This is a genomic window from Gordonia sp. SGD-V-85 (genome assembly GCF_001456905.1).
Classification (GTDB): domain Bacteria; phylum Actinomycetota; class Actinomycetes; order Mycobacteriales; family Mycobacteriaceae; genus Gordonia; species Gordonia hongkongensis.
Genome location: NZ_LNQO01000023.1, coordinates 49,525 through 68,707, shown reverse-complemented (window position 1 = coordinate 68,707; position 19,183 = coordinate 49,525). Strand labels below are relative to the sequence as shown.

Below are 19,183 nucleotides of genomic sequence, written 5' to 3'. Positions count from 1 at the left end.
GCTGTGTGGCGTCGGTGTCGCTGTCGGTCACGGGGACCTCCTCGGTGGGGCTGCCTGGCGTGCTGTCATCATGCAACACTTGTCCTCAGATGTGAACGGAATCACACCGAACCGCAGGCCAGCCCGTCTGCGGTCGTCATCGAGCGAGGTCGAGGGGACGCACAGATGCCGATGGAGAAGCACACCTATTGCCGGATCTGCGAGCCGCTGTGCGGCATGATCGCCACCGTCGAGGACGACCGGCTGATCTCGCTGCGGCCGGACAAGGAGCATCCGCTGTCGCGGGGTTTCGCATGCCCGAAGGGGATCGCGTTCACCGAGATCGTCAACGACCCGGACCGTCTCCGGCACCCGCTCCGGCGACGCCCGGACGGCGAGTTCGAACAGGTCTCATGGGAGACCGCGCTCGATGAGATCGGCCGCAGGCTCGTCGAGGTCCACCAGACCTCCGGCAGCGACTCGATCGGTTGGTACTTCGGCAACCCCGCGACGTTCTCCACCGGGCACGTGCTGTGGACCGCGATCTTCATGAACCTGCTCGGCACACCGCACGTGTATTCGGCCGGATCGCAGGACGTGAACAACCGGTTCGTCGCCAGTCACTTCCTGTACGGGAACCCGCTGACCGCACCGATCCCCGACATCAATCGCGTCGACTACCTGGTGATCATCGGTGCGAACCCGGTCGTGTCGCACGGCAGTGTGATGAGCTCCCCGCGGATCCGCGAGGGTCTGAACGCCATCACCGCACGCGGCGGGTCCGTCGTCGTCGTCGATCCCCGCCACACCGAGACCGCCCGCGAGTTCGACTGGCTGCCGATCACACCCGACACCGACGCACTGTTCCTGCTGTCCGTGCTGCATGTGCTGTTCGACGAGGACCTCGCCGACCGCGACCGGCTTCGACGGCAGGCGCGGGGAGTGGGGGAGCTCGAGACGCTCGTCGCGGCCTATGCACCGGAGACGACCGCGGATCGCACCGACATCGACCCGGAGCGCGTCCGTGAGGTCGCCCGCTCGCTCGCCCGGACGGAGCGGGCAGCCGTGTACGGCCGGGTCGGGACGTCGTTGGGGCGCACCGGGACACTGACGACCGCGCTCCTGGACATGGTCAACCTCGTCGCCGGGAACCTGGACGTGCCGGGCGGGTCCATGTTCGGCGATCTGGGAATCCCCGGGCAGCGGCTGGGAGTGAGCGCGCTGCAACGGGTGTCGAGCTTCCGGTGGGCCGGACGTCGGAGCCGGGTCGGCGATCTGCCACAGGTCCTCGGGACGGCGCCGGCGTCGCTGATGGCCAAGGAGATCACCACGCCCGGTCGCGGACAGCTGCGAGCCCTGTTCGTCAGCGCGGGCAATCCGGTGCTGTCGGTACCCAACGGCGACGAACTACGTTCGGCGCTGGACGAACTCGATCTCATGGTGTCGCTGGACATCTACCGCAACGAGACGAACGCGCGGGCCGACTACATCTTGCCGGCGACCACGATGTACGAGCGCGAGGATTTCCTGCTCCCGTTCCAAGCGCTGTTCACCACCCCGTTCAAGCAGGCGACCGAGGCGGTGATCCCCCCGCAGGGTGAAGCGCGGGAGGAGTGGACGGTGATCAACGAGCTCATCGGTTTCCTCGCTCCGGAGAATGTGCTGATCCGTTCGCTACATGTCGGCAACCGGTTGGCGCGACGCATCGGTCGTCCGGTCACCCCGCGCGGGATCTCCGACCTGGTGATCCGAATGGGGTTGGGCGGGGACCGATTCGGTCTGCGTCGGGGCGGGTTGACCTACCGGCGCCTGGTCGAGGACCACCCGCATGGGGTCGTGGTCGCCGAGAACCTCGCACCCGGGCAGCTGAGCAAGAATGTCACATACCTCGACGGTCGAATCCGGTTGGCTGCGCCGGAACTGATGTCCGAGATCGATCAACTGGGTGTGGACGTCGACACGGGTTATCCGTTGCGGCTCATCGGAATGCGCGAGATACGTTCGGAGAACAGCTGGCAGCACAACGCGCCGATGCTGCTGCGCGGCGGACGGTCTCACGCGGCCCGGATACATCCGGACGATGCCACGGCACGCGGCCTGGCCGAGGGCGACCTGGCGACGGTGGCGTCCCGACACGGACGGATCTCGTTGCCGGTCACCATCACCGAGGACATCAAGCCCGGTGTCGTCGCGATTCCGCATGGCTGGGGCCACAACGGCTCCGGTGGATGGACGCAGGCGAATGCCGCGGCGGAGAATGATCTGGGTGCCGGCGGAGTGAACGTCAACGCGCTCATCTCCTCCGATCCGGCCGATCTCGAGCGACTCGCCGGGATGGCCAACATGACCGGGGTGCCGATCCAGGTATCGGCGATGTCCGAGAGTCGCCTTCAGTCGGCCGACACAGTGGAGCCGGCCCGGCACTGACCGCGCACAGCACGATTCTCACCGACGGGTCTCGTCGGTGAGAATCGTGGAAAGTGCTGTCACACAGCGGCTACGGTGAGATCACTCGCCGGCCGGGGGCATCAGCACCGTGTCGATCAGGTAGACCTGAGCGTTCGACGTGGTGACGCCGCCGCAGACGACGCCCGACTCGTTGACCTTCAGGTTGTCGCCCGAACCGGTCACGGTCACCTGCTGACCTTCGAGAGTGGTGTGCTCACCGACGATCTTGTCCGGAGCCGCCTGGCCCTCGACCACGTGGTAGGTCAGGATCTTGTTCAGCAGGGGGGCATCGGTCTTGAGCTGCTCGACGGTCTCCGGGGGCAGCTTCGCGAACGCGTCATCGGTCGGCGCGAACACGGTGAACTCGCCCTCGTTCAGCGTCTTCACGAGGTTCACCTCGGGATTCAGCTGGCCCGAAAGTGCTTGTGTCAGCGTGGTGAGCTCGGGGTTGGTGGCAGCCGCGGTGGCGACCGGCACGCTGGACATGCCGTTGACCGATGCCGGGCCCGAGGGGTTGGCCTCGGCGTATGCGGCGCAACCGGGTCCGACGAGATTGGCGGCGGGATCGGCCATCGCGCTCTCGCTCATCATGGCGCTGGATTCGGTTGCCGCGCCGGTGGTCTCGCTCGAGGTGTCAGAGTCGTCGCTGGAACAGCCGGCCATCACGCCGACGGCGAGGACCAGTCCGGTCAACGCTCCTGCTACGCGGGGAACTCGCTTGATCATCGTCGATCCAATCTGTGTTGGGGTGTCGACTGCGCCGTGCCGGCAGCCTCACAACGTCTTCGGTGCCGGGCGATCCGCGGATTGGTCAACGACGAGACTGATCGTGAAGGGCGCCTTGTCGGTCAGGCCGTCGAGGGCGTCACTGGGCCCAATCCTGGTCGGCCCAGCCCTCGGCCCAGTCCTGGCCTTCGGAGACCGCGCCCATGGTGGTCTGGCCGTCCAGCGCCTCGCGGATGATGTCCGCGTGGCCGCAGTGGTGCGCGGTTTCCCGGATGAGATGGATGATCATCGTCCGGATCGACGACCACTCGCGCTCGGGCGCCCACGGCGCGGTGGGCTGGGGAATCAGCTCGTCGAGGTTCTCGGCGTCGGCGATCACGCGATCGAGCTCGAGCGCCGCACGGTCGTACTCGGCCAGCCACCCGGCGATGGTCTCGTCGTCGCTCATCACGTACTCGGTCATGGCCTGACTCATGTCGAACTCGGCGTTCTCGTCCCGCTCGGTGATGATGCGGGCAGCGTTCTCCTCGCCATGCGCGAGGTGCTTGATCAGGGCGCCGATGGTGAGGGTGCTGACCGTCGTCTGCTTGCGCGCGTCGGCGTCGGAGAGGCCACGCGCGGTGATCTTGAGCATGTTGCGCTGGTCCTGCAGGACGGTGAGCAGCTCCTTCTTCTCGCCGGTGACGTCGACGCTGACTTCCGCGGGGGTGTAGGTGCCCATGATGTGTCCTCTCTGTTGGTGTGAGGACCACGTTATGAGCGATAGAGGACAGATTCGGTCCTCGTTCAGCCGGGTTCTTCCATCAGTCGTAGAAACCGTCTGGAATGCGCCCAGCAGCGCGACGCCGGCGACGATATGTCGCCCGATTGGGTCTGCTGAGTGGTTTTCAGCCGGGTGGCAGAGTCCTGGTCTGAGTCAGCAAATCTGTTGAACCGGGGGCCGGCACGGGCGACCATGTCCGCATGACCTCGAACGGCGGCACCCCGACTGACGCGACTTCGCCGCTCGCGTCCCTGACGCGCAAACCCGAACGGGCCGCCGACCGTGCGTTGCTCGACGCGCTGCTCGACGAGGCGAAGGTCGGGACCCTCGGTACCGTCGTCGACGGACTGCCGTGGTCGGTGCCGATGCTCTTCGCCCGGGACGGCGACTCGATCCTGCTGCACGGTTCCACCGGGGCGGGCGCACTGCGGCACGTGGCCGCCGGTGCGCCGGTGACCTTCACGGTGTTCGTCCTGGACGGCCTCGTCGTCGCCGACACCCTCTTCGACCACTCGGCGAACTACCGTTCGGCGGTGATCCGGGGCGTACTCGAAGTGTCGGGCGATGCCCTGACGGACCTCGAAGTGCTGTCGGACAAGCTGATTCCCGGGCGTGTGGCCGAGGTTCGGCCGACGACCCGCAAGGAGCTGGCGGCGACCGTCGCCCTCCGGTTGCCGATCGCCGACGGTCAGTGGATCGCCAAGGCACGGACCGGTGGGCCGGGCGGGGAGTCGACGGACTGGACTGGGGTGGTCCCCGTACGAACGGTGTACGACGCCCCGCTCACCCACAGCGGCGAGACGCCGCCCGAATCGGTACGGGCGCTGGTGGGCCCGTCGCCGTCGACCGAAGCGTGCGAGTGACGGAGAAGCGCAACCAGCGGATAGGGGTGTGATCCGCTGGTTGCGCGTCCGGTGACCGCGTCGGGTCGGGCGAGGTCGTCGAAGCCCGGCCGACGGGGTCGGTCTGGGCGCGGCCGGGCTCGGTGGGCCGCGCAACCGGTTCATCGCTCCCGCGCGGTGGCGCCGTTACGCGCCCGAGCGACTCATCTCTGGCGGAGCAGGAACCGCTGGATCTTGCCGCTGGGTGTCTTGGGCAGGGCGTCGACGAAGTGCACGGTGCGCGGGTAGGCGTGCGCCGCGAACTGCGTCTTGACCAACTGCTGGAGCTCGGCCTCGAGAGCGTCGGAGCCCTCGACCCCGTCGGCGGTGACGACGAAGGCCTCGAGGACCTCACCGCGGAGTTCGTCCGGGCGACCCACGACGGCGACGTCGACGACCGACGGGTGGGTGATCAGGACGCTCTCGACGTCGAACGGGCCGATCCGATATCCGGCCATGATGATCACGTCGTCGTCGCGTGCCGTGAAGAAGTAGCGACCCTCGTCGTCGACCCGGCCGGTGTCGCCGGTCAGGTACCACCGCCCGTCCGGCGAGAACCGCTGCTTGGTCTTCTCCGGTGCGTCCAAATAGCCCTCGAACCACATCAGCGGGCTGGCCGGGACATCGATGGCGATCTGGCCGTCGACGATGCCTGCGGCGAAGCCGGGCATCGGCTGACCCATCGAACCGGGCACGAGGGTCTCGTGCACCGACTCGTGCCAGTGGTTGTTGATGAACATGCCGTGTTCGGTCTGGCCGTAGTGGTCGCGGACCTCGGTGCCGATGGCGCGGAGCGCCCAGTCGATGACGTCGGGGGTCAGGGGCTCGCCGGCCGAGGACGCCCGGCGCAGCGAGAACCCGGAGATGCGCGAGTCCTTGCTGAGCGCGCGGTACACGGTCGGCGCGGCCGCGAAATTGGTGACACCGAGGTCGCCGAGGATCTTCGCGGTCAGCTCGGGGGTGAATCCGGCGTGCAGCAGGAGGTTGCGCCGGCCGGCGGCCAGCGGACCGAGCACGCCGTAGTAGAGGCCAGAGGCCCAGCCGGGGTCGGCGGCGTTCCAGAACACGTCGTCGGCGCGGACGTCGAGGCCGAAGTGCATGTAGGCGACGAACGAGGCGAGCGCCTTGACCGGGACCGGAACACCCTTCGGCGCCCCGGTGGTGCCGCTGGTGAAGAGCAGGATCAGGGTGCCGTCGCCCCCGACCGCCACCGACTCGGTGACCGGTTCATGCGAGGAGATGAGTTCCTCGAACTGCTCGCCGGCGATCACCGTGGTGATCCCGTCGATGCCGGCGAGTTTGTCCGCCTGACTCGGCTCGGTGATGACGACCTTCGCGTCGCCGGCCGCCAGGCGCATCTCGATCGCGGGTGTGGCGAACGCGGTGAACAGCGGGATGTAGATCGCGCCGAGTCGGGCGATCGCGAGGAGCGAGACGACGAGTTCCTCGCGTTTGCCCATGAGGACGCCCACCGTGTCGCCGCGACCGACGCCCATCTCCGCGAGAGCCGCGGCGAGTCGCTTGGACCGCTCGGCGAGCTCGCCATAAGTGATGTCGGTGGTGACCGGGCGAACACCGCCGGACTGCTGATCGCCGGTCTGCTCGACCTCGATCACGGTGAAGGCGATCGCGTCGGGATCGTGACCGTCGACGAGCAGCGACGCGGCGTCGGCGTCGGGCGCCCCGTAGATTCCCAACCAGCGGTCGACCATGTCGACGGGCTTCGTGGTGGCCTGTGTCATCGTGAACCTCGCTCCGTACTGAGTAAGCTGAGTCACAGTGTCCTCCGCGACATGCCCCCGGAACACCCCCTGAAGAGGGGGAGAAGTGAGGTGAGATGCCCGAGCCGCTGAGCGGGATCGTCACCGAGGCGTTGCGTCGAGTGCGCAGGTCCAGCGGGGTGCCGCTGGCCTTCGCGGGCGTCCTCAGCGGTCCGTCGAACCTGCGCCTGCAGCATTTCGCCGGATCGACGGTGGGAGCGTTGAACGGCGTGTCGGTCGACGTCGGCCACGGGCTGGGCGGCAAGGTCGTCTCGCTGAACCGCCCGATGGTCGTCGACGACTACCTCCGCACCCCACGCATCACCCATCGCTACAACACGATCATCGAGCGGGAGGGACTGCGCGCCATGATGGCCGCGCCGGTGATCGTCGACCGCTCGCCCGTCGCGGTGCTCTACGGCGCGTTGCACACGCCGGACCCGATCGGCGGACGGATGCTCGACGTCCTCGCGATGGAGGCGCGCACCGTCGAACACGAGATCGTCGCATCCCGCGCACGTCTGGAGCACGCCGCACAGGACGAGGCGGAGATGCGCGACCGGATGACCGCGGCCTACGCGCGGCTTCGGTCGCTGGCCGAGACGGTCGACGACGCCCGGCTCGCCGACGAACTCGCCGCGATCACCGAGGCCCTGATCGCCGCGAGCCCGGCGTCGACGGCGCAGGTGGAACTGACCGGCCGGGAGCAGGACGTGATCTCCCTTGCCGCTCTGGGCTATTCGAACGCCCGTATCGGAGAGACCCTCGGTGTCACCGTGTACACGGTCAAGGGCTACATGAAGGATGCGATGCGCAAGCTCGGGGCGTCGTCGCGGCTGGAGGCCGTGGTGACCGCCCGCAGTGCCGGTCTGCTGCCCTGACGCTTCCTCTGCTCCCTGAGGAGCGCCCGGAGCTTGCGGAGGGCGCGTCACGAAGGGTCTCGCGTCCCCGGTGGGGAGGGGTTGATCCGCGCGCAGATGGGTATCACCGGGTCCCATGCGAGCACTCTCAGCGGCACTGCTGGCCCTCGGCCTCATCGGAACACTCGTGGTCGCCGCCCCGGCGCCGGCGCATGCGGCACCGGCCGAGACGTGTGGAACCGATCTCCGCCCGGCCGACCGCGAGCGGATCGTCGAACTCAGTACCTACGATCAGGATTCGCGGGACCTCCCGCTCGTGCAGCTACGACGCAACGTCGCGAAGCTGTACGGGATCGTCGACATACTCACCGACCGCCGCGACCGTCGCGGGTTGTTCGCCCTCGGACTGGCCGCAGTGGAACGCGACGCGGTGATGCCGCTGCAGAACACTCCGCGCGTGTTTCAGACGCCGCGGTGGGCGCCCGTCATCAGTCTCGAACTCCTCAACCGGTTCCTCGACGCCGTGCGAGGCGAATTCGGCGGCGGACCTGTCGCACCCCAGTGGCGGCACTACTTCGACATGGCCGACGACTGCGCCGTCCCCGGCCAACGGGTCGCGATGGCCGGCTACAACGCACACATCACCGTCGATCTCGCGTATGCGACCGCCGACGCCCAGGCCACGACGGCGAATGCGCGGGATTTCTTCTTCATCGTCGACTCAATTGCCGCACACGGTAATTCGATCGTCACCGCGACACTCCGAGAATACGGCGTCAACCTCGGACCGATCTTCCGGTTCTACGTGGTCGGTGAGGGCCTCGACCGCGTCGTGGGCGCCGGCCGGGCGACCGGGCCGATGCTGCGGGCCGCCGACGTCGGATACAACGTGCTGACGTTCCGCAACGGACTCGCGCTCCAGGATCCGGCGACCGCTGCTCGGGCACGCGGTGACGTGACCGGGCTGTGGAACACCGGCGAGACGGCGTTGACCGCGTTCCAGCGGGTCGGGCTGGTCCGATGACCGGCCGGTCGGCCTCATCGGTGGGTGTCGGGCAGGTCACGTCGGAAGGGCCGGAATATCCCGAGCGGGGTCGTAGTTGTACCCCGCGACGGTGACGGACTCAATGCCCCGGGTCCCACCCTTTTGCCGCTTCGAGCGGCCTGTTTGCCGAGAGGCGCACTGACCGGCACCGTCCCTTTACACATCGAAGCCGCCGACCCCTCGGGTCGGCGGCTTCGCTGTTCTCCGAGCAGACGGGTCTCAGTGGTCCCGCAGCTTCTCGATGAGCTCGTCCTTCTTCAGGTCGGAGTAACCCGAGAGGTCGAGTTCCTTGGCGCGGTCCTTGAGCTCGTCGACCGTCCAGTCCTCGTAGGACCCGGACTTGCCGCCGCTCTTGCCGACGTCCGACCGTGAGCTGTTGGCCGCGGCGTTGGCGATCCGAGCGGACTTCTCCTTCGAGTTGCCCTCGTCGCGCAGCTTCTCGTAGAGCTCGTCGTCCTTGACCGAAGGTCCAGGGTCCTTCTTCTTCTCTGCCATGGTCTACCTCCTCGTGGTGGAGATGAGCGGTCCGCACCAGGGTTGCCAGATGCGTCGGTGGTCAAACAACGGGATCGGGGTGGACGGATCGGACGCGGTGTTCACGATGACCGAATCCGAAGCGGGTGCGCGGTTCGTCGAACTACGGTTACATCCGAACGGGCGCGTGGATAATCACAGTAGACGACGACCACTCTGAGTAGTCGATATTGATCGGTACCGATAAGGTTGTGGCGATGTGTTCCGGCGACGTCACCCATGCGTCGCCGCACTCGCAGCACACGTCGCACCCGTACCCCGAACAACGCAGTTGCGGAAGGAACAACGTATGTCGCAGACAGTCAAGGGAGTGATCTCGCGCAGCAAGAAGGCGCCGACAGAGGTCGTGGACGTGGTGATCCCGGACCCGGGTGCGCGTGATGTGGTGGTGGCGATCAAGGCGTGCGGTGTCTGCCACACCGACCTGGCCTACCGCGAGGGCGGCATCAACGACGAGTACCCGTTCCTGCTCGGCCACGAGGCCGCGGGTGTGGTCGAGACGGTTGGTTCCGATGTCACTCATGTCGAGGTCGGCGACTTCGTCGTCCTGAACTGGCGGGCGGTGTGCGGGCAGTGTCGAGCATGTAAGCGGGGGCGTCCGTGGTACTGCTTCGACACCTTCAACGCCAGCGTCCCGATGACCCTGACCGACGGCACCGAACTGACCCCGGCGCTGGGCATCGGCGCGTTCGCCGAGAAGACACTGATCCACGAATTGCAGTGCACCAAGGTCAATCCCGACACCGACCCTGCCGTGGCCGGGCTGCTCGGCTGCGGCGTGATGGCCGGTATCGGGGCGGCGATGAACACCGGCAACGTCGGCCGCGGCGACTCGGTCGCGGTCATCGGGTGTGGCGGTGTCGGTGACGCCGCGATCGCCGGTGCCCGGTTGGCCGGTGCGACGACGATCATCGCGATCGACCGCGATGCGTCGAAGCTGGAGTGGGCGAAAGACCTCGGTGCCACCCACACCATCGACGGCTCGAAGGTCGATGATGTGATCGCCGCGGTGCAGGAACTGACCGACGGCAACGGCGCCGACGTCGTGATCGATGCGGTCGGCCGCCCGGAAACCTACAAGCAGGCCTTCTACGCGCGCGATCTCGCCGGGGTCGTCGTGCTGGTCGGTGTGCCGACCCCAGAGATGACCTTGGAGATGCCGCTGGTCGACTTCTTCTCCCGCGGTGGTGCGTTGAAGTCGTCGTGGTACGGCGATTGCCTCCCCGAACGCGACTTCCCGATGCTGATCGATCTCTACGAGCAGGGTCGTCTGCCGCTGGACAAGTTCGTCACCGAGCGCATCGGCATCAACGACGTCGAGGCTGCGTTCTCGGCGATGGAGGCCGGCAAGGTGCTGCGATCGGTGGTCGAGCTGTGAGCGGCGAACTGCGTATCGACAACGTCGTCACCTCGGGCACCTTCAGCCTCGACGGCGGCACCTGGGACGTCGACAACAATGTGTGGCTGGTCGGCGACGACGACGAGGTCATCATCATCGACGCCGCACACTCGGCGCAGCCGATCCTCGCCGGCGTCGGCAACCGCACGGTCAAGGCGATCGTGCTGACCCACGGGCACAACGACCACGTCACCGTTGCCCCGGAACTGTCGCAGGCCACCGGAGCGCCGATCCTGCTGCACCCCGGCGACGACATGCTGTGGAACGACACCCATCCCGATGTCGCGCACCAGGATCTCGAGGACGGGCAGAAGATCGGGGTCGCCGGTACCGAGCTGACGATCATCAACACCCCGGGCCACTCGCCGGGCTCGTCGGTCATCCACCTGCCCGAGGCCAAGGTGCTGTTCTCCGGCGACACCCTGTTCCAGGGCGGGCCCGGCGCAACAGGCCGCTCGTACTCGAGCTTCCCGACGATCATCGCCTCGATCACCGAGAAGATCTTCACCCTCGACCCCGAGACCAAGGTGTACACCGGACACGGCGACGGCACGACCGTCGGCGACGAAGCTCCTCATCTCGAAGAGTGGATCAAGCGGGGTAGCTGACGGCGTTGTGGCTCGGCCGACTACCGGCAGTTGCCGGTAGTCAGCCGGCCTCGAAGACCTTCAGGAGATCTCTGCGACAAGGCTTTTCAGCAACCGCCGGAAGGTCGCCGCCTGACTGTCCGACATGGCGCCGCTGAGTAGCTCGTCTTCCACGGCCCGGATCTCGGCCCGGACGCCGTCGAGTAGTGAACGCCCCTCCGTCGTGATCGAGACGGTCCACTGGCGACGACTCCCCGACCTGTCCCTGGACACGATGCCCCGCCGTTGGAGTTCGTCCAGGTGCTTGCCGAGCCGTGTCGGATCTCGCCCGGTGCGTTCGGACAACTCACGCTGCGACACTGCCGGTGTCGCAGCGACCTCGCGCACGATGGCGTACTCCCACATCGACAGCCCGGCGGCCCGGAGGATCGGCTCCTCGCGGGTCATCAGATGCGGTATCAGTCGCCCGAGAAGTGCGCCGAGATCGGGCTCTGCGCCCGAGCCCCTGTCGTCGTTCACCATCGACATCCCCTCTGCGATCGTCTACCGTGGTAGACGATCGCTGCGAACGGCTTCTCCCGTGCGGTGCGGGAGCATCCTCTCATCATCGCGGTCCACCGGGCCTGATCGACAGATTGATCGGGCATTGTCTGGAAGAAGGGGCGTCGAATGGACACACCGGCTTTGCGGGCGGTCACTGACGATGTGGGTGCGCATGTCTCGGAGATGACAGTCGGCGACATGGGCATCCGGACCACTTCGGGGTCGGGCGACCTCGGTGATCTATACCTGGCCGCCGTCGAACGAAACACGCGTCTCACAGCGCTCCTCACCGGCGAGGAGCTGAACTCTCGGCGAGCTGCACCGATGGACAGGGCATCGTTCCCGCTGGTGGCGGACCAGTACGGAGGCGGATTCGAACACCGATACCGGCGAAGTGCCGACCTGCTGGTCGCCGCCTTCGCCGAAGTCCTCGACACGCAACGGGTCGTCGACCTCGACGGCACCCACACAACTGTGCAAGCTCTCTACGATCACGCGGTCCGCGATGCCTTCCTGCTCACGTGGAACATCGCGACCGCAATCGACATCCGGTACCAGCCGCGACCCGACATCGTCCGAGGGGTCGTACAGACAATGCTCTCGGACCTCGAGGATGCCGATCTGGCAACGGCAGTCGACGTCCTCGTCCAACTGACGGGTCCACACCGGGACCAGTGAGCAGTCGCGGTTGGACTGCGATGAGCCGCGTCCGTTGGGTGTCGCGGTCCGCTCAGCCTCTTCTCAGGGGTCGGAATCGGCCGCTCGAGCCGCAGGCGTAACGTCGCGCGGATGAGCGATTCCGCGGTCCGCAACATCGACCACCCCGATCAGGCGCCGGTACCCCGCAGCCGCATCGTGGTCGCGTCGATGATCGGGACGAGCATCGAGTTCTTCGACTTCTACATCTATGCCACGGCCGCGGTCCTCGTGTTCCCGGTGCTGTTCTTCCCCAAGGGGGACGACACCGCGGCGCTGCTGTCGTCGTTCGCGACCTTCGGCCTCGCGTTCGTGGCGCGGCCCATCCGCTCGATCCTGTTCGGGCACTTCGGCGATCGCATCGGACGTAAGGCGACGCTCGTCGGTTCGCTGCTCACCATGGGCATCGCGACCTTCGTCATCGGCCTGCTGCCCACCTACGATTCCGTCGGCTATCTCGCGCCCGCGCTGCTTGCGCTGATGCGGTTCTGCCAGGGCCTCGGGCTCGGCGGGGAGTGGTCGGGCGCAGCGCTTCTCGCCACCGAGACGGCCGAGAAGGGCAAACGGGCGTGGGCCGCGATGTGGCCGCAGCTGGGTGCGCCGATCGGGTTCTTCTTCGCCAACGGCACCTTTCTGCTGCTGATGCTCGCCCTCGATTTCGATGCCGCGACCGCCGACCCCGACCACGCCTTCATGACCTGGGGCTGGCGAATCCCGTTCCTGGCCAGTGCGATCATGGTGGCCGTCGGGCTGTACGTGCGTCTGAAGCTCACCGAGACACCGGTGTTCGCGAAGGCCGTCGCGGACGGCAAGAAGGTCAAGGCGCCGCTGGCAGAGGTCGTCAAGACCAGCTGGCGTCCGCTCATCGCGGGCACGTTCATCATGGTCGCGACGTACACGCTGTTCTACATCGTGACCACCTGGGTGATTTCCTACGGCACCGGCAAGGTGACCGACGAATCGGGTGTGAAGCTCTCCATCAGCTACGTCGACTTCCTGCAGCTGCAGCTCGTCGCGGTCCTGTTCTTCGCCGCGTGCGTGCCGATCTCGGGTCGCCTCGCCGACCGGTACGGCCGCCGCGCCTTCCTCATCGTGATCACCGCGGCGATCATCGTCTTCGGTCTGTGCTTCCAGTGGCTGCTCGACCCGGCGTCGATGACCGACGGCATGATGCTGTTCTTCCTGATCCTCGGAATGACGCTGATGGGTCTCACCTTCGGGCCGATGAGCGCGATCCTGCCCGAGCTGTTCCCGACCAACGTGCGCTACACGGGTTCGGGCGTGGCCTACAACGTGGCGTCCATCCTCGGCGCCGCCGTGGCCCCGTTCATCGCGACGTGGATCGTCGCCGACTACGGCGTCGGCTGGGTGGGCGTGTATCTCGCGGTCGCCGCCTGCGCCACGATGATCGCCCTGCTCAGCGTCAAGGAGACCAAGACCGTCGACCTCACCGAGGTCTGAGTCAGCCGCGCTGCCGACCGGGATTGTCGGCGGCACGGCGTACCGTCGAACGGGTGAATGCCCGTCCGGTTGCAGGTGAGGCGACATGAAGCTGACCGACGTCGTCCAGACCTCCGCGGATGTCGCGCGTGACCGGTCGCGAACCCGCAAGACAGCGGTGCTCGCGGAGGCGCTCTCGGCGACGACGGACGCGGAACTGCCGATCGTCGTCGCATGGCTTTCCGGCGAGATCCCCCAAGGGCGTCTCGGCGTCGGATGGCGGTCGTTGTCGAAACTGATTGCGGCACCCGCGGAGTCGCCGACTCTGGAGGTCGCGGCCGTCGATGCCGCACTTGGTGAGCTCGCGTCGGCGTCGGGTCCCGGTTCGACGAAGCGCCGCGGCGAGATCATCGCGTCCCTGTTCGCGGCGTCGACCGAAGCCGAGCAGAAGTTCCTCGTGGCACTGCTCACCGGCGAACTGCGGCAGGGAGCACTCGCCGGGGTCATGACCGACGCCATCGCCAAGGTCACCGGCCAGGATCTGGTGCTGGTGCGTCGGGCGAACATGCTGACCGGTTCGCTGCCGGAGACCGCGGCGCTGGCCCGGTTCGGGGCCGAAGCGTTGGCCGCGGTGGGCCTCGAGGTCGGTCGTGCCGTCGAACCCATGCTCGCGACCCCCGCTGACGATCTCGATTCCGCTCTCGCGCTCCTCGGGCCCGACCTCATCGTCGACTACAAACTCGACGGAGCGCGGATCCAGGTTCACCGCAAGGGAACCGAGGTCTCGGTGTTCACCCGCACATTGCGGAACGTGACGGCCAACGTGCCCGACCTCGTCTCGGTGATCGCCGCGCTACCGTGCGACTCGGTCATCCTCGACGGGGAGACGTTGATGCTGTCCGACGACGGCCGACCGCGGTCGTTCCAGGACACCATGAGCCGCTTCGGTTCCGGGCCCACGGCGGCGGGTGAACCCGAACGCCTGCTCAAGCCGTTCTTCTTCGACTGCCTGCATCTCGACGGCACCGACCTGATCGACCGCCCGCTGTCCGAGCGGCTCGCCGCCATCGACTCGATCGCCCCGCAGCTGCGTATCCCGGCCGTGACGCGGCCGAGTGTCGAGGAGGCGCGCAACCACTTCGACGCCGCGATGGCCGACGGTCACGAGGGTGTGATGGTCAAATCGCTCGACGGCCTGTACGTGGCCGGCCGTCGTGGAAAGGCATGGCAGAAGGTCAAACCGACGCACACCTTCGACCTCGTCGTGCTGGGTGCCGAGTGGGGGTCGGGGCGTCGCTCGGGCTGGCTGTCGAACCTGCATCTCGGCGCCCGCGATCCGGAGACGGGGGAACTCGTGATGGTCGGCAAGACGTTCAAGGGCCTGACCGACGAGCTGCTGCGCTGGCAAACCGAGGAGTTCCCGAAACACGAGACGCACCGGGACTCGTACACGATCCACCTGCGCCCCGAGATCGTCGTCGAAATCGAACTCGATGGTGCGCAACGGAGTTCGCGCTACCCGGGTGGTGTCGCGCTGCGCTTCGCGCGCGTGGTCCGATATCGGCCGGACAAGACCGCGGCCCAAGCCGACAGCATCGAGGCGATCCGCGCGTTGTTGAAGTGAGCTCTGGAAGCCACCCGTGGAAACCGGACAGCCGCCGATATATGCCGCCGGCCCGGCTCCACGGGGTGGTTTCCAGGAAACGGCCCGGTCAGGTCAGCGACAACTGCGCCACCGGAGTGGTGGTGGGCCGGTCCGAACCGCCGGGTGGTTCGACGGTGAACGCCAGCGTCGAGGCGGAGTTGATCCCGGACAAGACGGCGGTGGTGACCGGTTCGACGTCCTTGTCGGTCATCGTGCCGGCCGAGCGGGCGCCGTCCGGCCCGATGAGCCACATCTGATACACCGTCCCCGGTTGAGGCGGCGGGACCGAATCCATGACCAGTACGCCGGTGTCCGCAGACTTCGCGAGGTAGACGGTGACGTTCCCGGTCGCGACCGGACCGCCGGTCGATCGCAGGTCCTCCGCGGAGAAGACCTGCTCGGCCGGTGAAGCAAGCGGGCGCACCTCCGGTTCCGGGGAACTCGACTGTCCGATGACCCACCCGGCGGCGCCGATGGCGACGGCGAGGACCGCCGCGGCGGCGAGATATGTCCAACGGCGAGACCTGCGTCGGTCATCGGCCCCGGTCGCCGGGGAGCCGGCGGCGGATTCCGGTTGCCCGACGTCGGTGCCGGCTGATGCGGGGTCCTGCGGGGGCATCGGATGATCCGACGCGCCGGACACGACCGGCCCGGACGCGGACGCGCCCGCCGGTTCGGCGACGTCCGGCGCGTCGAGACCCGCGTCGGCGCGCGCGGCGGACAGGATGCGGTCGCGGAGCGTCGGCGGAGGTGGCGTGGCGGTCGTCTTGCTCATCGCGGCCAGCGCCTCGCGGGTCGCGCGGACCTGCTTGTCGAACAGGGCGCGGACATCGTGCGGCGCCGCCGCGACGCGCGCCTGGACGTCGCGCAGTTCGACATCGGAGAGTGCGTCGAGCGCGACCAGCGGTGCCATCTCCAGCAATTCGGCAGCGTCGGGATCGAGATGATCAGCCATCACGTGCCTCCTGCCGTCGTCGAACGATCTGTTGCTGTCCCTCCGAACGCCGCTCTCGGCGGGCGGGCGTCACGTTTCCGCGTGGGCCCGGAGGCAACGAGGCTGCGGCAAGAAGTATGACGTGCGCGGATGGTGTCCGGGGTACTCGGGCCGTCGGCTGAACGACTCCTGGTGGAGTCGGGCGCCGGTCGCGTACAGCGAGAGACAGGCCGTCGCTACCGGCGGCAGCGTCGCGTCCGTGCCGGGCCACGCGCTCGCGACGTCAGTCTGGGACCCGAGTGTCATGCCACCTGTTCGGACCCATCGGCGTCCCGGATGGGTTGGTGACGGATGGGTCGGGGGAGGTCAGCGACGTTCGGTGGATCACATCCGCACCGGCGTACCGCCGGGCATCCGCTGATCGGTCGGGACGATCTCGGCGCCGAGGGGCAGAAGCGACACCGGCACCATCTTGAAACTCGCGATGCCGAGGGGGATGCCGATGATCGTGAGGCACATCGCGATGCCGGTGGTGATGTGCCCGATCGCGAGCCACAACCCGGCCACGATGATCCAGATGACGTTGCCGATGGTCGACGCGACGCCCGCGGTCGGCTTGCGGATGACAGTTCGTCCGAAGGGCCAGAGCGCGTAGCTCGCCATCCGGAACGAGGCGATGCCGAACGGGATCGTGATGATCAGGATGCAGCAGATGATGCCGGCGACGACGTAGCCGATCGCCATCCACAGTCCGCACAGGACGAGCCAGATGACGTTGAGGATGGTCTTCATCCCACCATTGTCCATGCGGCGCCGACCGGTGGGGATGAATGCGAGACGCGCGAGGCCTGCCCGCGGCCCGGCCCGACATTACGATGACCGACGTGGCGGGAAGTCCGGGGCGGGCGCGAGAGGCGGTGTGGGCGGTGCTCGCCACGGTCGTGCTCGTGATCCGCATTCTGGCGACCATCGCGCTCGTGCTGTTCGTGATCGGATGGGCCGTCGCGGCGGTCCGCGATTCGCTCGACAACGCGTTCCTCTGGCCGTCGATCGGTGCCGGCATCGCACTGCTCGCGAGCACCTACGTCTACGGCCACCTCCGCGCGCGCTACCCGCGGCACAACGGCTGGATTCCGTGAGTTCTGCGCACCGCCGCTCCCTCGGTGCGTGCGGCGCCCGCCCTCGCTCCCTCAGCGCTGAGCGAGGCCCCGCTCAGCGCTGTTGAGTTGCGGGCTAGGCCCGCCCCCGCTCCCTGAGGAGCGGCCGGAGCTTGCGGAGGACGCGTCACGAAGGGTCCTGGCGAGGCACGCTCACCAGGCCCTTCGAGGCTCGTCGCTATCGCTCCTCGCACCTCAGGGAGCAAGAGGACACTCGCACCGCAAGGAGCATGGGGAGGCTCGCACCTCGGCGAGCATGGGGAGGCCCGCTCCTCTGGGGGTAGAGGGGGGCGTCTGGTCCCCGCAGGGACCTCAGGACGCGACGCGACCCAAACGGGCGAGCAGCGTCGTCTGACGATCGGCGCCGGCCGGGATCTCGACCTTGCGACACACGCCTTCGGAGTAGATCGCGTCGCCGAAACCGTCGACAGCGGCTTCCATCTCGGACAGGTCGTCGTCGGAGAACCGATGGTCGGCGCCGGCTGCGCGGGCGATGTCCCAGCGGTGGGCGACCATGTCGAAACCGTAGAAGCGGATGAGGGTGTCGCCGATCGTGGTCGGTCCGAAGTGTCCGTCGAAGGTGCGCTGGCCGACGGTCGGGTCGGCGAGTAGTCCGGCGACGGTGTCGCGGTGGGTGTGCCAGGCGGCGGCCGGGTCGTCGAGCGAGGGTGCCGGTCCGGCATCGATGTCGTGGCGGGAGAAGAACTCGCGCTGGGTGTCGATGACGTGGCCGACGACGTCGCGTCCGGTCCATCCCTCGCACGGCGAGTCCGCGGTCCAGGTGCCGGCGGGCGCGGCATCGAGGACGGTGGCGAAGCCGTCGGCGAGGCGGACGTAGTGGGCGAGCAATGGTGAGGTGTCGTTGATTGCGGTCATGATGAGAGTCAACCGCGAGACCACGGGACGGTGATTGATGAAACCCGACAATCCGGCGCGGCTCGACGACGTCGAGCGCGCGCACCTCATCGACCCGTCGGACGCGAGCTTCCGCATCGGACGGTGGGCGCCGAGCCCCGATCTGGACGAACTGGTGCGCCGCTTCTGGGTGCCGGTGTGGTGGGTCCCGCCCGGGGCGGAGGCGCCGCAGCGCGTCCTGCAGTACCCCGTCTGCCTCATCGTCGTCAGCAACACCTACGCCCGCTTCTACGGCGTGGTGACCGGGTTGTCGGAGACGGTGCTGACCGGCGACGGCTGGGCAGTCGGGGTGATGCTCACGCCGGGCGCCGGGGGAGTGCTGACCGGTGACGTCGGGAAATGGACCGATCGGCATGCCGAACTGTCCGAGGTCTTCGGCGACCGGGGCACCGACCTCGAGCGGTCGGTGCGGTCGGTGATGGCCGTCGAACCCGGCGTCGAGGCAACCCAGCGTTCTGCGACCGACCGCGTCGAGGACTGGCTGCGGTCGTATCTCCCGCTCGACGACGACGGCCGGCTGATCAACGCCATCGTGGAGTACGTGGAAACCGATTCGTCGGTGGTGGCGGTCGCACAGATCTGCGAGCGATTTCACCTCACCGAACGCAGCCTGCAGCGGCTGACCCGGCGTCGTCTCGGTCTCACCCCGAAGTGGCTCATCCAACGTCGACGGCTCCACGAGGCGGCCGAGCGACTGCGCGACCGGTCGGGGACGCTCGCCTCGCTGGCGGCGGAGCTGTCCTACGCCGACGAGGCGCACTTCGTGCGTGACTTCAAGACAGTCACCGGTATGACCCCGCGGACGTTCTCCGCGCGGTTCGGCTAGGCAGGGTACGTCGAGCGGGGCGCAACGACGACGACCTCGGTGGTT

General features: G+C 67.6%; 19 protein-coding genes. 11 read left to right on the top strand and 8 right to left on the bottom strand.

Annotated elements, in window-relative coordinates:
* Nucleotides 1–165 precede the first annotated feature (165 nt).
* Nucleotides 166–2,406 (top strand): molybdopterin-containing oxidoreductase family protein, encoded by a 2,241-nt coding sequence (locus tag AS181_RS20880; protein WP_058253409.1) that lies wholly within the window; start codon nucleotides 166–168, stop codon nucleotides 2,404–2,406.
* Between the two features lie 81 nt (nucleotides 2,407–2,487).
* Here AS181_RS20880 and AS181_RS20875 read toward each other — a convergent pair whose 3' ends face one another.
* Together AS181_RS20875 and AS181_RS20870 are read right to left on the bottom strand one after the other, a co-directional pair.
* Nucleotides 2,488–3,153 (bottom strand): fasciclin domain-containing protein, encoded by a 666-nt coding sequence (locus tag AS181_RS20875; RefSeq protein WP_004019684.1) that lies wholly within the window; start codon nucleotides 3,151–3,153, stop codon nucleotides 2,488–2,490.
* A gap of 139 nt (nucleotides 3,154–3,292) precedes the next feature.
* Entirely contained in the window at nucleotides 3,293–3,874 is a 582-nt protein-coding gene (locus AS181_RS20870; RefSeq protein WP_058253408.1) for a DinB family protein, read from the bottom strand.
* 242 nt (nucleotides 3,875–4,116) lie between these two features.
* On the opposite strand from AS181_RS20870, the gene AS181_RS20865 reads away from it, so the two are divergent.
* Complete coding sequence (locus tag AS181_RS20865) at nucleotides 4,117–4,779, top strand: pyridoxamine 5'-phosphate oxidase family protein (RefSeq protein ID WP_058253407.1); 663 nt, start codon at nucleotides 4,117–4,119, stop codon at nucleotides 4,777–4,779.
* A gap of 182 nt (nucleotides 4,780–4,961) precedes the next feature.
* On the opposite strand, the gene AS181_RS20860 is transcribed toward AS181_RS20865, so the two are convergent.
* Complete coding sequence (locus tag AS181_RS20860) at nucleotides 4,962–6,539, bottom strand: AMP-binding protein (protein WP_058253406.1); 1,578 nt, start codon at nucleotides 6,537–6,539, stop codon at nucleotides 4,962–4,964.
* Nucleotides 6,540–6,634: 95 nt separating this feature from the next.
* On the opposite strand from AS181_RS20860, the gene AS181_RS20855 reads away from it, so the two are divergent.
* Together AS181_RS20855 and AS181_RS20850 are read left to right on the top strand one after the other, a co-directional pair.
* Nucleotides 6,635–7,438 (top strand): helix-turn-helix transcriptional regulator, encoded by an 804-nt coding sequence (locus AS181_RS20855; RefSeq protein WP_058253405.1) that lies wholly within the window; start codon nucleotides 6,635–6,637, stop codon nucleotides 7,436–7,438.
* 115 nt (nucleotides 7,439–7,553) lie between these two features.
* Entirely contained in the window at nucleotides 7,554–8,441 is an 888-nt protein-coding gene (locus AS181_RS20850) for a DUF5995 family protein (protein WP_058253404.1), read from the top strand.
* 240 nt (nucleotides 8,442–8,681) lie between these two features.
* On the opposite strand, the gene AS181_RS20845 is transcribed toward AS181_RS20850, so the two are convergent.
* Nucleotides 8,682–8,957 (bottom strand): DUF7218 family protein, encoded by a 276-nt coding sequence (locus tag AS181_RS20845; RefSeq protein WP_058253403.1) that lies wholly within the window; start codon nucleotides 8,955–8,957, stop codon nucleotides 8,682–8,684.
* Between the two features lie 328 nt (nucleotides 8,958–9,285).
* Here AS181_RS20845 and AS181_RS20835 point away from each other — a divergent pair, with 328 nt between their 5' ends.
* Both AS181_RS20835 and AS181_RS20830 read left to right on the top strand, forming a co-directional pair.
* Nucleotides 9,286–10,374 carry an S-(hydroxymethyl)mycothiol dehydrogenase gene (locus AS181_RS20835; RefSeq protein ID WP_058253401.1) on the top strand — a complete coding sequence of 363 codons (1,089 nt, stop codon included), beginning with the start codon at nucleotides 9,286–9,288 and terminating at the stop codon, nucleotides 10,372–10,374.
* Complete coding sequence (locus AS181_RS20830; protein ID WP_058253400.1) at nucleotides 10,371–11,003, top strand: MBL fold metallo-hydrolase; 633 nt, start codon at nucleotides 10,371–10,373, stop codon at nucleotides 11,001–11,003. Before AS181_RS20835 ends, AS181_RS20830 begins: the two co-directional genes overlap by 4 nt.
* Before the next feature lie 60 nt (nucleotides 11,004–11,063).
* Here the strand turns inward: AS181_RS20830 and AS181_RS20825 are convergent, their stop codons facing one another.
* Nucleotides 11,064–11,504 carry a MarR family winged helix-turn-helix transcriptional regulator gene (locus AS181_RS20825; protein WP_058253432.1) on the bottom strand — a complete coding sequence of 147 codons (441 nt, stop codon included), beginning with the start codon at nucleotides 11,502–11,504 and terminating at the stop codon, nucleotides 11,064–11,066.
* A gap of 147 nt (nucleotides 11,505–11,651) precedes the next feature.
* Between AS181_RS20825 and AS181_RS20820 the strand changes: the two genes are divergently transcribed.
* From AS181_RS20820 to AS181_RS20810, 3 genes are all read left to right on the top strand, one after another.
* On the top strand, nucleotides 11,652–12,203 hold the full coding sequence (locus AS181_RS20820; RefSeq protein WP_058253399.1) for a hypothetical protein: 552 nt from the start codon (nucleotides 11,652–11,654) through the stop codon (nucleotides 12,201–12,203).
* Nucleotides 12,204–12,314: 111 nt separating this feature from the next.
* A complete protein-coding gene (locus AS181_RS20815; protein WP_058253398.1) occupies nucleotides 12,315–13,682 on the top strand; it encodes an MFS transporter in 1,368 nt (455 codons plus the stop codon).
* A gap of 85 nt (nucleotides 13,683–13,767) precedes the next feature.
* Entirely contained in the window at nucleotides 13,768–15,285 is a 1,518-nt protein-coding gene (locus tag AS181_RS20810) for an ATP-dependent DNA ligase (RefSeq protein ID WP_058253397.1), read from the top strand.
* An 88-nt stretch (nucleotides 15,286–15,373) separates the two neighbouring features.
* On the opposite strand, the gene AS181_RS20805 is transcribed toward AS181_RS20810, so the two are convergent.
* Together AS181_RS20805 and AS181_RS20800 are read right to left on the bottom strand one after the other, a co-directional pair.
* Nucleotides 15,374–16,261 (bottom strand): anti-sigma factor, encoded by an 888-nt coding sequence (locus AS181_RS20805; protein ID WP_058253396.1) that lies wholly within the window; start codon nucleotides 16,259–16,261, stop codon nucleotides 15,374–15,376.
* Nucleotides 16,262–16,624: 363 nt separating this feature from the next.
* Nucleotides 16,625–17,032 carry a YccF domain-containing protein gene (locus tag AS181_RS20800; protein ID WP_058253395.1) on the bottom strand — a complete coding sequence of 136 codons (408 nt, stop codon included), beginning with the start codon at nucleotides 17,030–17,032 and terminating at the stop codon, nucleotides 16,625–16,627.
* Nucleotides 17,033–17,124: 92 nt separating this feature from the next.
* Between AS181_RS20800 and AS181_RS20795 the strand changes: the two genes are divergently transcribed.
* On the top strand, nucleotides 17,125–17,379 hold the full coding sequence (locus AS181_RS20795; RefSeq protein WP_231742593.1) for a hypothetical protein: 255 nt from the start codon (nucleotides 17,125–17,127) through the stop codon (nucleotides 17,377–17,379).
* 330 nt (nucleotides 17,380–17,709) lie between these two features.
* Here the strand turns inward: AS181_RS20795 and AS181_RS20790 are convergent, their stop codons facing one another.
* On the bottom strand, nucleotides 17,710–18,273 hold the full coding sequence (locus AS181_RS20790; RefSeq protein WP_058253431.1) for a maleylpyruvate isomerase family mycothiol-dependent enzyme: 564 nt from the start codon (nucleotides 18,271–18,273) through the stop codon (nucleotides 17,710–17,712).
* A 37-nt stretch (nucleotides 18,274–18,310) separates the two neighbouring features.
* Here AS181_RS20790 and AS181_RS20785 point away from each other — a divergent pair, with 37 nt between their 5' ends.
* Entirely contained in the window at nucleotides 18,311–19,138 is an 828-nt protein-coding gene (locus AS181_RS20785; RefSeq protein ID WP_058253393.1) for a helix-turn-helix domain-containing protein, read from the top strand.
* The last annotated feature ends 45 nt before the right edge of the window (nucleotides 19,139–19,183 follow it).

Bases quoted from the DNA above. Each gene is read 5' to 3' on its own strand.
- AS181_RS20785 (WP_058253393.1), top strand. From the start codon at position 18,311: ATGAAACCCGACAATCCGGCGCGGCTCGACGACGTCGAGCGCGCGCAC.
- AS181_RS20845 (WP_058253403.1), bottom strand. From the start codon at position 8,957: ATGGCAGAGAAGAAGAAGGACCCTGGACCTTCGGTCAAGGACGACGAG.
- AS181_RS20815 (WP_058253398.1), top strand. From the start codon at position 12,315: ATGAGCGATTCCGCGGTCCGCAACATCGACCACCCCGATCAGGCGCCG.
- AS181_RS20860 (WP_058253406.1), bottom strand. From the start codon at position 6,539: ATGACACAGGCCACCACGAAGCCCGTCGACATGGTCGACCGCTGGTTG.
- AS181_RS20825 (WP_058253432.1), bottom strand. From the start codon at position 11,504: ATGGTGAACGACGACAGGGGCTCGGGCGCAGAGCCCGATCTCGGCGCA.
- AS181_RS20880 (WP_058253409.1), top strand. From the start codon at position 166: ATGCCGATGGAGAAGCACACCTATTGCCGGATCTGCGAGCCGCTGTGC.
- AS181_RS20790 (WP_058253431.1), bottom strand. From the start codon at position 18,273: ATGACCGCAATCAACGACACCTCACCATTGCTCGCCCACTACGTCCGC.
- AS181_RS20855 (WP_058253405.1), top strand. From the start codon at position 6,635: ATGCCCGAGCCGCTGAGCGGGATCGTCACCGAGGCGTTGCGTCGAGTG.
- AS181_RS20835 (WP_058253401.1), top strand. From the start codon at position 9,286: ATGTCGCAGACAGTCAAGGGAGTGATCTCGCGCAGCAAGAAGGCGCCG.
- AS181_RS20820 (WP_058253399.1), top strand. From the start codon at position 11,652: ATGGACACACCGGCTTTGCGGGCGGTCACTGACGATGTGGGTGCGCAT.
- AS181_RS20800 (WP_058253395.1), bottom strand. From the start codon at position 17,032: ATGAAGACCATCCTCAACGTCATCTGGCTCGTCCTGTGCGGACTGTGG.
- AS181_RS20865 (WP_058253407.1), top strand. From the start codon at position 4,117: ATGACCTCGAACGGCGGCACCCCGACTGACGCGACTTCGCCGCTCGCG.
- AS181_RS20875 (WP_004019684.1), bottom strand. From the start codon at position 3,153: ATGATCAAGCGAGTTCCCCGCGTAGCAGGAGCGTTGACCGGACTGGTC.
- AS181_RS20870 (WP_058253408.1), bottom strand. From the start codon at position 3,874: ATGGGCACCTACACCCCCGCGGAAGTCAGCGTCGACGTCACCGGCGAG.
- AS181_RS20850 (WP_058253404.1), top strand. From the start codon at position 7,554: ATGCGAGCACTCTCAGCGGCACTGCTGGCCCTCGGCCTCATCGGAACA.
- AS181_RS20810 (WP_058253397.1), top strand. From the start codon at position 13,768: ATGAAGCTGACCGACGTCGTCCAGACCTCCGCGGATGTCGCGCGTGAC.
- AS181_RS20805 (WP_058253396.1), bottom strand. From the start codon at position 16,261: ATGGCTGATCATCTCGATCCCGACGCTGCCGAATTGCTGGAGATGGCA.